The following is a 13,761-nucleotide window of genomic DNA, read 5'->3' as shown; positions in this document are numbered from 1 at the left end:
AGACTAAGCTCCCTTCACGGCGGTGCGTACGAGGACGACCTGGCCGCGGGCGCCGGGAACGGCACCCTTGATCAGAAGCAGCGACTTCTCAGCGTCCACACCGTGAACCGTGAGGTTCATCGTGGTGTGGCGGACGGCGCCCATACGGCCAGCCATCCGAACGCCCTTGAAGACGCGGCCCGGGGTGGATGCGCCACCGATGGAACCGGGCTTACGGTGGTTCTTGTGTGCACCGTGGGAGGCACCGACGCCGTGGAAGCCGTGACGCTTCATGACACCGGCAAAGCCCTTGCCCTTGGAGGTTCCGGTGACGTCGACCTTCTGGCCGGCTTCGAAAATCTCAACGGAGAGTTCCTGGCCCAGCTCGTAGGTGTCGGCGTCTGCGGTGCGCAGTTCAACAACGTGGCGGCGAGGCGTAACGCCTGCCTTTTCAAAGTGGCCGGCCAGCGGCTTGGTCACCTTGCGCGGGTCGATCTGGCCGTAGCCGATCTGAACGGCGGTGTAGCCGTCCTTTTCCGCGTTGCGCAGCTGAGTAATGACGTTGGAGTCAGCCTGGACAACCGTGACGGGGATGAGCTTGTTGTTCTCGTCCCAGACCTGGGTCATGCCCAGCTTGGTGCCCAGAAGGCCCTTGACCTGGCGTGTAAGTGAAGTAGACATAAGTATCCGCTCCCCCCCTACAGCTTGATTTCGATGTTCACGTCTGCAGGCAGGTCAAGACGCATCAGCGAGTCAACGGCCTTAGGCGTGGGGTCAATGATGTCGATCAGACGCTTGTGCGTGCGCATTTCAAAGTGCTCGCGGCTGTCCTTGTACTTGTGCGGCGAACGGATAACGCAGTACACGTTCTTTTCCGTGGGCAGCGGCACGGGGCCTACTACCGTTGCGCCTGCACGCGTGACCGTCTCAACGATCTTCCGTGCTGATACGTCGATGACCTCGTGGTCATACGACTTCAGCCGGATGCGGATTTTTTGTCCCGCCATGGCGTCGTGCCTCTTTCTTCGAGTATTGCTCTCTGTACAGTTTTTGTACCTAGCTGCCTTTACGGCCTGGCACTCCTCCAACAGACTGAATCCGGATAAATCCGGGTTCCTCACCCTGCCGAGGCTCCGACCCCCGCGCTCGGGCGTGTCGCGGATGCTGTATCTGCGACGCCCTGGGCAAGATTGGGGGCGGGTTATATATGGGCTTTTCCCCTGAAGGATTCGACCCTGCATCAGGCATTATCCTGACCGGGACGCAATCTCATCACGTTCCTTTTGCCGATCTGTTCAGATCAACCGGAGACATGTGGGCACAAAAGCGCTTGAACAACTTCTCTAGTCTGCCAGAACGGCGGCGATAGCGCCAATCGGCGGCATCGCTGCCGTCGGGCCCGCCGCGGTCATCCGCAGCTGTTTGGCCCTGTATTGCTTTGTCCGGACTCTGGGTGCGAGCACCCCTGCGCCATTGGCCTCCGCGTATGCGGCTGCCGTGGCCGGCCCTTGTCCGCTAAGCCAACGTTCCCCAGTTTAGCGCAGGGCAATGGCCGCGGAAAACCGCGGACAGCGCAGCCCCTTGCGCCTAGGGCCGGCGGTTTGATCGGCGAATCCGCTTTGTCCGGTCAATTTCACGGCGAAAAGTGCGCCGTCCCCAGACAACGGCTCCGGCCACAGCCACAATAACGGCAAGAATGATCAACAGTTCCATCAGACGATCCTAGACCAACCGCTGTCCGGTCCACAGACAGTGCGGCGAACGGAGGTTAGGGACCGGACTCCGCGGCAGCGTCTGTCCGCACCCGGTTCAACCGCCAGACGGCGAGGGCAATCAGTGCCGCGGCCAGCAGCGCCAGCAGCAGAAAGGTGTAACCGCGCAGGTACCAGAGGACGGCAAAGGCGACTCCGGCCGCTCCCCACACCGTAAAAACCCTCCTGCTGGTCAGGACTCCGAAGACCAGCAGCCCGGCATGGGCCAGCAACGCCCACACCTGTTCACCGGCATCGGCACTCGCCACTGTGGTCAATCCTGTGCCGGAAAGCAGTGCCGCTGATACCGACAGGACGACAGTTGCGCGTTGTCCGCGGTTCCGCAGAAACTCGTAGCAGGCAAGCACGGCCAGGGAGAGAACCCAGAATTGAAGAGCCCAAAACCATCCCATGTCCTCGGTGAAGTACCAAATGATGCGCTGTACCGCCACGGCGGCCACGAGTGCCGCTGCTTCGGCTGCGATTTCCCTGCGGGCAGGCGGAAATTGAGCGGCTGCGGCAGCTGCAGCGCAGACGAGGACCACTGATCCGTATACCGCGGAGACATTGGAGGTGGACATTGCTGCGGCAGCCGCTCCCGCGGCAATCACGCTGGCACCGGTACCAAGAATGCGCTGGCGCAGCACCGTTCCGGGATCCTGGGGCAGCACAGAGCATACGAAGCGAACGGCATACAGGCACAGGGCAGAGGTGAAGCCCGGCCACAGCTGGGCTGCACCTGGCAGCGGCCGGACTCCGAGAATGTCTTGGACCAGCCAAGCGTGGATCAGAAAGGCCGCGGCCAGGATCCCGAGAGGAGTCGCCGCAGCGAGCCACGGCATTTTCCTGGTGAAGGAAACACAGAAGCAGACACCGGCCAGCAGCAGGGCCCCCAACCCGGCAAGCAGGCTGTTGTTGTCCACCTCGGCAAGCGGCAGCACCAGAACCGGATAAGCAACGGCAGCGGCGAGCAGGGGATTGCGGATGCCGGGCCCGGCACCCCGCCGAGTCTCACCGAAGAGGGCTGCCGCCCCCAGCGCCAGCAACATTCCCGACGCTGCGGCAATGGAAAGAGGCGAGCCGGACGAGCCGGGTTCCCCCGGAGTGCCGCCGCCGGCGAAGCCAAAAACGGGTGAAAGCACCAGCGGCAGCATTCCCAGCGCATACGCCCCGGGGTAGAGGTCATTTCCGGTTCGGCTCTTCACTACGGCCGTGAGGCACACGCCGAGGAGCAGTATCAGCGACAGGGCCAGCACATGCCGTCTGGGCTGCGCACCGGTGATGAAGAAGTAAGCAAAGGGGAGCAACACCAGCACCGCGGTGCTCCCCCACCGGGCGGCCAAGGCCAGTTGTCCCAAGCCACTCTGGACAATCCGGTCCTGCAGCACCGTTCGCAGCATTTGCTGCACTGCCACCGAGACTGCAACGGCAACGAACAATCCGTGGACACTGACCTCCAGATCCGCTGCCACCAAGGCTGACAGCACCGTCAGAAGCACCTGGCCCGCCAGCAGATACACGCCCCGCACCTCCGCCCGCGCCCAGCGCATGGCCAGGAACCCGCAGTACAGCAGGCCCGCAGCGGCCAGTACTTCATACCCGCGCACGCCAAGGATTCCCGCACCCGCCGCGGCCGCGGCAGCAAAGCCTGCCGGAGCCACCCACTCAAGCCATGCCCTGACGTCAAAGAACCTGTGCAGCAACACCGATGTGAGGATGCTAACCACCAGTGCCGCTGCCAGAACGCCCAGCGTCACCGCGCTGCGGGGATCCTCCACGACGCGCAGCCACACCGTCAGCACCGGCACCAGCACCATTGCCACGCCGAGCGTTGCAACAGCCTCCCGCACCGGCCGGCCGGCAATTGTCCGGGCGACCGCAGCCGCCTGCGCAAAGAGTGTCAGTCCGGCCGCAATAGACAGCAACAGCAGATATGTCCGGGTTTGAGGCCGTGCAGCTATGAGGGTGTAGGCAAGCGGCAGCAGCACCAGCACCGCGACGCTCCCCCACTGGGCGACCAGCGCCAGCTGTCCCATGCCAATGCCGGCGAACCGGTCCTGGAGCACCGTACGCAGCATTTGCTGCGCCGCCACAGACACCGCAACGACAATAAACAACCCGTGAACGCTGACTTCCAGATCAGCCGCGGCCAGCGCCGCCAGCACTGTCAGCAGCACCTGGCCTGCCAGCAGATACACGCCTCTGGCCTGTTCCCTGGCCCAGCACATCGCCATCAAAGCGCAGTATGCCAGCCCCGCACCGGCCAGCACCTCATACCCGCGCACGCCAAGAAGTCCCGCACCCACCACGGCCGCAGCGGCAAATCCTGCCGGAGCCACCCACTCAAGCCATCCCCTGTCCGCAAAGAACCTGCGCAGGAACAACGACGTCAGGGTATTAATCACCAGTGCCGACACGAGGACTGCCAGCGTCACTGAGCTGCGCGGATCCTCCACAAAGCGCAGCCATACGGTCAGCAACGGCACCAGCGCCGCTGCGATGCCCAGAGTTGCATCAGCAAACAGCTTCGGCTTCCCCGCGGCTTCCAGATACACGGACATGGCCTGGTTCAGCAGCACCGCTGACGTCGTCAGCGTCAAAGACCAGATCCAGACGTCCGTTGCTCCGGCTCCCCCTGTTTCCAGGGAAGCAACCGCCAGGACGGGCACCAGGGCGGTGGCCGCGGCCCGTGCCGCCAGGGCAAAGCTCTGGCGGCAGGGGCCGGTCGCGCGCACAGCCCGGACGCACAGGTATGCAAGCAGGATCCCGCCCAGCAGGACAGCGGGCCACAGCGTTCCTCCGTCAGCATGGAAGATTCGCGGAATGAATCCGAGGATTATCGCTGCGGCTGCCGGGGCCGCGGTGGGTCCTGCAGTCAGTTTCGCCTCGGCTGTCATGAACGTCAGCAGCACCAGAACCGCCGTGGCCGTGAACACAGGGATGCTGCCGCCGGTGTGGTCCATGCCGTAGAACCCCGAGGCCAGGACCGTCAGTGCCTGAACTCCCAGCAGGACAGCGAGGTCCGCGCCGAAGAACTTCCTGCCCCCGGCGGCGTTGTAATACCGGCGCCAGGCAAACAAGCCGGCAACCTGCAGGGACAGGAGAAGGGCAAGAACCAGGAGGGCCTGGCCGGCGTCCCCGGTGAGTTTATAAGCCAGCACGCTCAGGCCGGCGGTGACGGAAATCCGGAATCCGTAGCTGTTGAAGAGACGTTCCCGACGCCTGCTCTGCAGGAGGACCACGGCGTAATAGCCGGCAAATGAGAGGAAAAGGAAGGAGAACTGCCACCCTCCCAGCTCCTTTGCAGTCAGCACCGCAACACCCGCCGTCGCCGGGACCAGGTAACGGTGGGAATGGACAAAGGCATCGAGGTAGATATTCCTGAGCCATGCCGGACGATGCATGGCCAACAGGGAGATTGCCGTGGCCAGCAGGACCGTGAACAGGAAGTACCAGACGATTCCGGATCGCATGGCGGCGCCGGAGGCCAGCGCGGTGGAAAGCAGGAAAGTCATGGACAGGTAAGCGACGACGCGGCTGTCCAGCTTCGCTGCCGCGTAGGCGAACGCTGCAGTCCCGATACCCGATGTGGCCAGCCATGCCAGCGGGGCATCGTGCAGCACAAGGTTATTCAGGGCCAGGCCCACCACCGGAATCAGCGCCAGCCCGGTTCCGGTAAATGCCACGCCGGCCGGGCGGAGCCGGCGGCTGCGGGTGTGCACGGTCAACCCGCCCCCGTAGAAAAACACTGCCACTGCCGTGACACCGGCAAAGCGTGCGGACTCGGGGATCGCCAGCCCGATAAACAGTGACGCCGCCGCGACCAGCAGCAGACAGGCAGCATAGAGCGTGATGTTGATGTTGCGCAGGTCGCGCTGTTGTTTACGGGCTTCTTCCACAGCAGCCGCTGCTGCAGCTTGTGCGGGATCCGGAAGCGGGACAGGCGGAGGAGCGGCCGCAGGCGGCCGGGCAGGGCCCGCCACCCGAGGGGTTGCCGGCGGAGGACCAGCCAGACGCGGCGTCGTTGGCGGACCGGCCGGCTGCGGCAGTTTCCGGGCGCCGGGAGTGGCGGGCAAATCAGCTGCAGCGGGTGACGAGGGTGAAGGCGCAGCAGCCCTTTCGGCGGGCGCTTTCGCGCTCACTGTGAGCACGCCTGCGCGAACGGCACCGGACGCTGTCCGGTAGCCAACGTCATACCCGTCGCCGTATGCCCGGGCAAGAAGTTCCGCCTGGTCCGGCTCCCCAAGTCCCTCGGCCTGCCCGGCCACCGCACCGGCGGCCGGTCTGCTGCCCCGAACGAACCAGCCGATGCCAAAGCCCAGCACCAGCACCAGCACCAGCACCAGCACCAGCATGACCACTATCCCCATTGCGAAACCCCCGGTAGGCGAGACCGAAACTGCTTCACAGCATAGTGGCGCCGTATGAACGCGCGGGCACTTGGTCAGTATCTGGGGATAACGGCATGCCCGGGAACCGCCGAGCTGAAGCCGCGTTAACGCAAGAACGTCCCCGCTGCTTGCGCAACGGGGACGTTCATCGGTTTGTTTCCAGGCCCGAAGGCCGGATCCTTACCGAAGATTCAGCAAGTAAATGAAATTACTTGATGATCTTGGTGACGCGGCCTGAACCAACGGTGCGGCCACCTTCACGGATAGCGAAGCCGAGGCCTTCTTCCATGGCGATGGGCTGGATGAGCTCAACGGTCATCTCAGTGTTATCGCCGGGCATAACCATTTCCGTGCCCTCAGGCAGGGTGATAACGCCGGTTACGTCCGTGGTACGGAAGTAGAACTGCGGGCGGTAGTTCGAGTAGAACGGGTTGTGGCGTCCGCCTTCATCCTTGGACAGGATGTAGACGTTGGCCTCGAAGTCGGTGTGCGGGGTAATGGAACCCGGCTTCACGATGACCTGGCCGCGCTCTACGTCTTCGCGCTTGATGCCGCGGAGCAGGAGACCACAGTTCTCGCCTGCCCATGCTTCGTCAAGCTGCTTGTGGAACATCTCGATACCGGTAACCGTGGTCTTCTGGACCGGACGGATACCGACGATCTCGACCTCGGAGTTGATGGCAAGGGTACCGCGCTCGGCGCGGCCCGTGACAACAGTTCCACGACCGGTGATCGTGAAGACGTCCTCGATCGGCATCAGGAACGGCTTGTCCTTGTCGCGGATCGGGTCCGGCACGTTGTTGTCAACGGCGTCCATCAGCTCTTCAACGGAAGCAACCCACTTCGGGTCGCCTTCCAGAGCCTTGAGGCCGGAGACACGTACGACGGGAGCGTTGTCTCCGTCGAATTCCTGGGAGCTCAGCAGTTCGCGAACTTCCATTTCAACGAGGTCCAGCAGTTCCTCATCGTCGACCATGTCGGACTTGTTCAGTGCGACCAGCAGGTAGGGAACACCAACCTGGCGGGCGAGCAGAACGTGCTCGCGGGTCTGAGCCATCGGACCGTCGGTAGCGGCAACCACGAGGATTGCGCCGTCCATCTGAGCTGCACCAGTAATCATGTTCTTGATGTAGTCAGCGTGACCGGGGGCGTCTACGTGTGCGTAGTGGCGCTTCTCGGTCTGGTACTCGATGTGCGAGATGTTGATGGTGATGCCGCGCTGGCGCTCTTCAGGTGCAGAGTCGATAGCAGCGAAATCGCGCTTTTCATTCAGATCAGGGTACTTGTCAGCAAGCACCTTCGAAATGGCAGCGGTCAACGTCGTCTTTCCATGGTCAACGTGACCAATGGTGCCGATGTTGACGTGCGGCTTAGTCCGCTCGAACTTTGCCTTCGCCACGGGTTCCTCCTAGAAAGGTTGAAGACTCAATCTCCAACAGCGCTTCTCGCTGCTGAAACTGATGTAAGTCTACTGGGGGCTGTTTATTTGATGAAATTGCCGTTTATCCGCAGCAGCCTGGCGAGGCCGCTCAGTCTGGCTATGCAGCGGGCTTCCGGCCGAAGCCCTGGCCCGCTGCACACGGCTGGTGTTCCGAAGTTTCCCCCGGAACACCAACCAGGGTTTTACTCTCCGCGCGTCTTCTGAATGATCTCGTCGGCAACTGCCTTCGGGACCTCGGCGTAGCTGTTGAACGACATGGAGTACACAGCGCGGCCCTGCGTCTTGGAACGCAGGTCGCCGATGTACCCGAACATGCCGGACAGCGGCACGTGAGCGCGGATGACCTTCACGCCTGCGGCGTCTTCCATGGACTGCATCTGTCCGCGGCGGGAGTTGATGTCACCGATAACTTCACCCATGTATTCCTCAGGGGTGCGGACTTCAACATCCATCAGCGGTTCGAGCAGCACAGGGTTCGCCATGCGTGCGGCTTCCTTGAAAGCCTGACGCCCGGCGATCTTGAACGCCATTTCCGAGGAGTCAACATCGTGGTAAGCACCGTCAAGCAGGCTTGCCTTGATACCGACAACCGGGTAGCCGGCGAGCACACCATCGGTGAGCGCGCTCTGGATACCCTGGTCAACGCTGGGGATGTATTCGCGAGGAATACGGCCACCGGTGACCTTGTTCTCGAACTCGTAGAACGTGCCGTCTGAAGTGTCCAGCGGCTCGATGGCGATCTGGACCTTTGCGAACTGACCCGAACCACCGGTCTGCTTCTTGTGCGTGTAGTCATGCTTGGCCACAGCGCGCTTGATGGTTTCGCGGTAAGCAACCTGGGGCTTGCCCACGTTGGCTTCGACGCGGAATTCGCGGCGCATGCGGTCAACCAGGATGTCCAGGTGCAGCTCGCCCATACCGGCGATGATGGTCTGGCCTGTGTCTTCGTCGAGGGAGACCTGGAAGGTCGGGTCCTCTTCGGAGAGCTTCTGGATGGCCGTGGAGAGCTTCTCCTGGTCACCCTTGGTCTTCGGCTCGATGGCCACGGAAATCACGGGCTCCGGGAAGCTCATGGATTCCAGCACGATCGGGTTCTGAAGGTCGCACAGGGTGTCACCCGTGGTGGTGTCCTTCAGGCCGATTGCAGCGTAGATGTGACCCGTCGTGATCTCGTCAACCGGGTTTTCCTTGTTGGCGTGCATCTGGAAGAGCTTTCCGATGCGCTCCTTCTTCTGCTTGGTCGCGTTCATGACCTGGGCGCCGGAAGCAGCGTGACCGGAGTACACGCGGATGTAGGTCAGACGGCCGAAGAACGGGTGCGTCACAACCTTGAATGCCAGAGCCGAGAACGGAGCGGTGGCATCAGCGGCGCGTTCGAGGATGACCTCTTCGTCGCGGATGTCGTGGCCCTTGATGTTCGGGACGTCAAGCGGGCTGGGCAGGAAGTCGACGACGGCGTCAAGCATCGGCTGAACGCCGCGGTTCTTGAATGCGGAGCCGCAGAGAACCGGGTAGACCAGCGAGTTGATGGTCAGGTGGCGGATGCCGGCCTTGAGTTCCTCGATGGAGATTTCTTCACCCTCGAGGTACTTGTTCATCAGTTCGTCGCTGGCTTCGGCAACGGTCTCGATCAGTGCGGCGCGGTACTCTTCGGCCTTTTCCTGCAGGTCTGCGGGGATCGGCTCGATTTCGTACTTGGCTCCCATGGTGACATCACCCTTGGAGTCGCCGCGCCAGGTCAGGGCGCGCATTTCGAGGAGGTCAACGACGCCCTCAAATTCGCTCTCGGCACCGATGGGCAGCTGGAGAACCAGCGGCTTGGCACCAAGACGGTTGATGATCGTGTCGACGGTGAAGTAGAAGTCAGCGCCGAGCTTGTCCATCTTGTTGACGAAGCAGATACGCGGAACGTTGTACTTGTCAGCCTGGCGCCAAACAGTCTCAGACTGCGGCTCCACGCCTTCCTTGCCGTCGAATACGGCTACGGCGCCGTCAAGCACGCGCAGGGACCGCTCAACCTCGACAGTGAAGTCAACGTGACCCGGCGTGTCGATGATGTTGATCTGGTTGTTGTCCCAGTAGCAGGTGGTTGCTGCGGAGGTAATGGTGATACCCCGCTCCTGCTCCTGTGCCATCCAGTCCATGGTGGACGCACCATCGTGCGTCTCACCGATCTTGTGGTTGACACCGGTGTAGAACAGGATGCGCTCGGTGGTGGTGGTCTTGCCAGCATCAATGTGGGCCATGATGCCGATGTTGCGGACCTTGTTCAGGTCGGTAAGCACGTCAAGTGCCACGGTTTCTCCCTATATTTGGTGTTCGCCGGTTCGACTGCGTTTATCTGCTTTGGGCCCCGCACCCCGCCAAAGCGGGATGCAGGGCCTTCAGGAGTGGCCGCCGTCGGCCAGGCTTTTTACCAGCGGTAGTGGGCGAAGGCCTTGTTGGACTCAGCCATCTTGTGGGTGTCCTCGCGGCGCTTCACAGCTGCACCAAGACCGTTGGAAGCGTCCAGGATTTCGTTGCGCAGACGCTCGGTCATGGTCTTCTCGCGGCGGGCCTTGGAGTAGCCAACCAGCCAGCGCAGGGCCAGTGCAGTTGCACGGCCCGGCTTGACCTCAACCGGAACCTGGTAGGTGGCGCCGCCGACGCGGCGGGACTTGACCTCAAGGCTCGGCTTGATGTTGTCCATAGCCTTCTTCAGGGCTGCAACGGGGTCTCCCCCGGTCTTCTCCTGAGCGCCTGCGAGTGCACCGTAAACAATGCGCTCAGCGGTGGACTTCTTGCCGTCTACGAGAACCTTGTTGATCAGCTGAGTGACCAGCGGGGAGCCGTAAACGGGATCCAGTACGAGCGGCCGCTTGGGGGCCGGACCCTTGCGGGGCATATTACTTCTTCTCCATCTTCGCGCCGTAACGGCTGCGAGCCTGCTTGCGGTTCTTAACACCCTGGGTGTCAAGTGCGCCGCGAACGATCTTGTAACGAACACCGGGCAGGTCCTTCACACGACCACCGCGAACGAGGACGATGGAGTGTTCCTGCAGGTTGTGGCCAACACCGGGGATGTAGGCAGTAACTTCGATGCCGCCGTTCAGGCGCACGCGGGCAACCTTACGGAGCGCAGAGTTCGGCTTCTTCGGGGTGGTGGTGTAAACGCGGGTGCAGACACCACGGCGCATCGGGCTGCCCTGGAGGGCAGGAGCCTTGGTCTTAGAGACCTTGGGTGACCGGCCCTTGCGGACCAGCTGCTGAATCGTAGGCACTTTCGTGTTCTCCGTTTTTTCTCGAGATAAATTCTCTTGGTTGCTCCGCCCCGCTGTCAGCTGTCGAAACAGCCGAGGCGATGCGCGTTAAGTCGTCGTTGCCGCAATGCCATGAAAGCTCAGAAGCTCTCACCGAAAGCGACCGTAGGCGTGCAAAAGTGTGGCATTCGTTGCACAGGAACCCTGCAACCCGGAAACAGGCCCGCTACGCTGAGCGTCCTTCATCCACTGCCACACAAACAATTGATTACCAGTCTAACAGACTTAAGCTCCGCCGCCCGCCGTTATGGGAGGAATCACATTCCACAAGCTAGCTCCCGGCCACCAGTGCGGCGGTAATCTTCGCCGACGTCTGCTGCAAATGCGGCAGCACCGCCGCCACAGCTTCTTCCAGCGTACTCCCGCCGGCGCCCAGAGTTGCCTGCATGGACGTATTGATGGCTGCAATCACATCGCCGCCGGGACCGCGGACCGGAACGGCAACAGACCGCAGCCCCGCCTCGAGCTCCTGGTCCACCACGGCCCAGCCAGCCCGGCGAACCCGGTTGATCTGTTTACGGAGAGCAGGAACGGAGGAAATGGTCCGCTCCGTGAGAGGCTCCGGCTGTACGTGGGCCAGGTACTGCTCCAGATCCGCATCCGGCAGGCCGGCCAGCAGCACCCGTCCCATAGAGGTGGCGTATGCCGGGAACCGGGTACCGACGGCGATGCCGACCCGCATCAGCCGGCGCGTGTGGATACGGGCTACGTAAACGATCTCCTGACCGTCCAGGATGGACGCGGACGTTGACTCCAAGACGGTGCGGGAGAGGTCTTCCAGCAAAGGCTGCGCCAGCTGCGGGAACGTCTGCCCCGAGAGGTAGGAATATCCCAGGTTCAGCACCTGGGCAGTCAGCTCAAACTTGCGGCCGTCGGTGCGCATGTAGCCCAAGTCCGCCAGAGTCAGCAGGAACCGCCGGGCGGTGGCGCGGGTAAGTCCGGTTCGGCGGGAAACTTCGCTGAGGGTCATGCTGACGTGGTCGGCGTCGAACGCCCGGATCACGCTCAGGCCGCGGGCCAGCGACTGGACGTGCTGGCCGCTGGCAGCGGAGTTCTCGCTCATGTCTCCCTTATGGATAACGGTGCCGGTCCTGTCTCAGGTGCCGGCCGGATCGCGGATCAGCGGAACGTCCATTGCGGCACTCAGCTCCTCGAAGCTGATTCCGTGGGTTTCGCGCACGTGCACGCCGCCGTCCTTCAGCAGGAAGACCGCTTCATTAGTGTAGACGCGGGTCACGCAGGCCACCCCCGTCAGGGGGTAGCTGCACTGGCGGACGAGTTTGCTCATTCCCTCGCGGGTGAAGAGGGACATCATGACGTAGACGTCTTTTGCGCCGGTTGCCAGGTCCATGGCTCCCCCGACCGCCGGGATGGCATCGGCGGCACCGGTGTGCCAGTTGGCCAGGTCACCCGAGGCGGAGACCTGGAAAGCCCCCAGCACGCAGACGTCCAGGTGCCCCCCGCGCATGACGGCAAAGGAATCAGCGTGATGGAAGTACGCCGCTCCCGGCAGCTCAGTAACCGGGATCTTTCCGGCATTGATCAGGTCGCCGTCGATTTCATTTCCCTGCGCTTCCGGGCCCATCCCCAGCATCCCGTTCTCAGTGTGCAGGGTGATGCCTTGTTCCGGCGCAAGGTAGTTGGACACCAGGGTCGGCTGGCCGATGCCCAGGTTGACGTAAGAGCCCGGAGCGATATCCCGCGCCACCAGTTCCGCGAGCTGAAACTTGTCCAGGCGCGCTCCGGGGTCCGTTCCGGCGGCTGTGCCTGAGAGTGAAGTGTTCATGCTGCTGCCGGCTCCTTATCCTGTGCCACGCGCACCAGGGTGTTCACGTAGATGCCCGGAGTGATCACGTTCTCCGGGTCGATTTCCCCGGTATCCACTACATCGCGGACCTGGACGATGGCGTTCGCAGCGGCCGCGGCCATGATGGGACCGAAGTTGCGGGCGGTCTTGCGGTAGACGAGGTTTCCGCTGCGGTCGGCACGCAGGGCTTTGACCAAGGCGAAGTCCGCAGCGAGCGGGGATTCAAAGACGTAGCCCCGGCCGTCGATCATCCGGGTCTCCTTGCCTTCGGCCAGCATGGTTCCATACCCGGTGGGCGTGAAGAAGCCGCCGATGCCGGCACCCGCGGCACGGATCCGCTCGGCCAGGTTGCCCTGCGGCACCAGCTCGAGTTCGATTTCTCGGGCCCGGAACTTCGCATCGAAAATCTGCGAGTCGGACTGCCGCGGAAAGGAGCAGATGATTTTCTTCACCCGGCCGGCTCCAATGAGCGCTGCCAGGCCGTGCTCGCCGTTGCCCGCGTTGTTGTTCACCACCGTCAGGTTAGCGGCCCCCTGCCTCAGCAGCGCCTCAATCAGCTCCACGGGTTGCCCGGCCTTGCCGAATCCGCCGATCATGACGGTCGCGCCGTCGGTAATGGGCGCAACGGCTTCATCCACGTCCTGCACAATCCTCAGCACGATTTCCCCTAGATTCCCGTAGTGGTTGAGTCCTGGACGTCGAGCTCTGCGAATACCTGCTGCGCCGTTTTGAACGCGGAGTTTGCGGCCGGAACACCGCAGTAGATGGCCGACTGCAGGATGATTTCCTTGATTTCATTCCGGGTCAGTCCGTTGGTCAGCGCCGAGCGGACATGCATCGCGAATTCCTCACTGTGCCCGTGGGCAATCAGTGCAGTGAGAGTAATCGCGCTGCGCATGGTCCGGGGCAGGCCCGGCCGGGTCCAGATACTCCCCCACGCGTACTTGGTGATCAGTTCCTGGAAATCTTCGGTGAACTCATCCGTGGCAGCGTTCGCCCGGTCCACGTGGGCTGCGCCGAGCACCTCGCGCCGAACCGCCATGCCCTCGTTGTACACGTCCTGCTGAGTCTTGCCTGCATCTTCAATCACGGC

Annotated in this window: 12 protein-coding genes; all 12 read right to left on the bottom strand. The window is 62.6% G+C overall.

The genetic code is table 11. The annotated features are described in order from the left end of the window. Nucleotides 1–3: 3 nt before the first annotated feature. Nucleotides 4–660, bottom strand: a complete 657-nt coding sequence (rplC, locus tag AC4D2W_RS08400; RefSeq protein ID WP_400931176.1) for a 50S ribosomal protein L3 — start codon at nt 658–660, stop codon at nt 4–6. 17 nt (nt 661–677) lie between these two features. After that, nucleotides 678–986 (bottom strand): 30S ribosomal protein S10, encoded by a 309-nt coding sequence (rpsJ, locus tag AC4D2W_RS08395; protein WP_003803825.1) that lies wholly within the window; start codon nt 984–986, stop codon nt 678–680. 580 nt (nt 987–1,566) lie between these two features. Beyond that, entirely contained in the window at nt 1,567–1,692 is a 126-nt protein-coding gene (locus tag AC4D2W_RS08390; RefSeq protein WP_490926453.1) for a hypothetical protein, read from the bottom strand. A 55-nt stretch (nt 1,693–1,747) separates the two neighbouring features. Beyond that, nucleotides 1,748–6,100, bottom strand: coding sequence for a hypothetical protein (locus tag AC4D2W_RS08385; RefSeq protein ID WP_490926452.1), 4,353 nt, complete (start codon nt 6,098–6,100; stop codon nt 1,748–1,750). A 229-nt stretch (nt 6,101–6,329) separates the two neighbouring features. After that, nucleotides 6,330–7,520, bottom strand: a complete 1,191-nt coding sequence (gene tuf, locus AC4D2W_RS08380) for an elongation factor Tu (RefSeq protein WP_227892319.1) — start codon at nt 7,518–7,520, stop codon at nt 6,330–6,332. A gap of 224 nt (nt 7,521–7,744) precedes the next feature. Beyond that, the gene (fusA, locus tag AC4D2W_RS08375) at nt 7,745–9,859 is read right to left on the bottom strand and encodes an elongation factor G (RefSeq protein WP_490926451.1); all 2,115 of its coding nucleotides are present in this window, start codon (nt 9,857–9,859) and stop codon (nt 7,745–7,747) included. Nucleotides 9,860–9,975: 116 nt separating this feature from the next. Next, nucleotides 9,976–10,446: a 30S ribosomal protein S7 gene (rpsG, locus tag AC4D2W_RS08370; protein WP_104052741.1), complete on the bottom strand. Its 471-nt coding sequence runs from the start codon at nt 10,444–10,446 to the stop codon at nt 9,976–9,978. A gap of 1 nt (nt 10,447) precedes the next feature. Then, nucleotides 10,448–10,822 carry a 30S ribosomal protein S12 gene (rpsL, locus tag AC4D2W_RS08365; RefSeq protein ID WP_104052742.1) on the bottom strand — a complete coding sequence of 125 codons (375 nt, stop codon included), beginning with the start codon at nt 10,820–10,822 and terminating at the stop codon, nt 10,448–10,450. Between the two features lie 310 nt (nt 10,823–11,132). Beyond that, nucleotides 11,133–11,924: an IclR family transcriptional regulator domain-containing protein gene (locus tag AC4D2W_RS08360; protein WP_490926450.1), complete on the bottom strand. Its 792-nt coding sequence runs from the start codon at nt 11,922–11,924 to the stop codon at nt 11,133–11,135. A 33-nt stretch (nt 11,925–11,957) separates the two neighbouring features. Continuing rightward, nucleotides 11,958–12,647: a 3-oxoacid CoA-transferase subunit B gene (locus tag AC4D2W_RS08355; protein WP_490926449.1), complete on the bottom strand. Its 690-nt coding sequence runs from the start codon at nt 12,645–12,647 to the stop codon at nt 11,958–11,960. Then, entirely contained in the window at nt 12,644–13,327 is a 684-nt protein-coding gene (locus tag AC4D2W_RS08350; protein ID WP_490926448.1) for a 3-oxoacid CoA-transferase subunit A, read from the bottom strand. The genes AC4D2W_RS08355 and AC4D2W_RS08350 overlap by 4 nt, the downstream gene beginning before the upstream one ends. An 8-nt stretch (nt 13,328–13,335) precedes the next feature. Further along, complete coding sequence (pcaC, locus tag AC4D2W_RS08345; protein WP_490926447.1) at nt 13,336–13,758, bottom strand: 4-carboxymuconolactone decarboxylase; 423 nt, start codon at nt 13,756–13,758, stop codon at nt 13,336–13,338. Nucleotides 13,759–13,761 lie beyond the last annotated feature (3 nt).

It is taken from the genome of Arthrobacter sp. TJ-58 (genome assembly GCF_058269295.1).
Note: the sequence above shows the minus strand (reverse complement) of the source record. Positions and strands in the feature narration are given on the sequence as shown.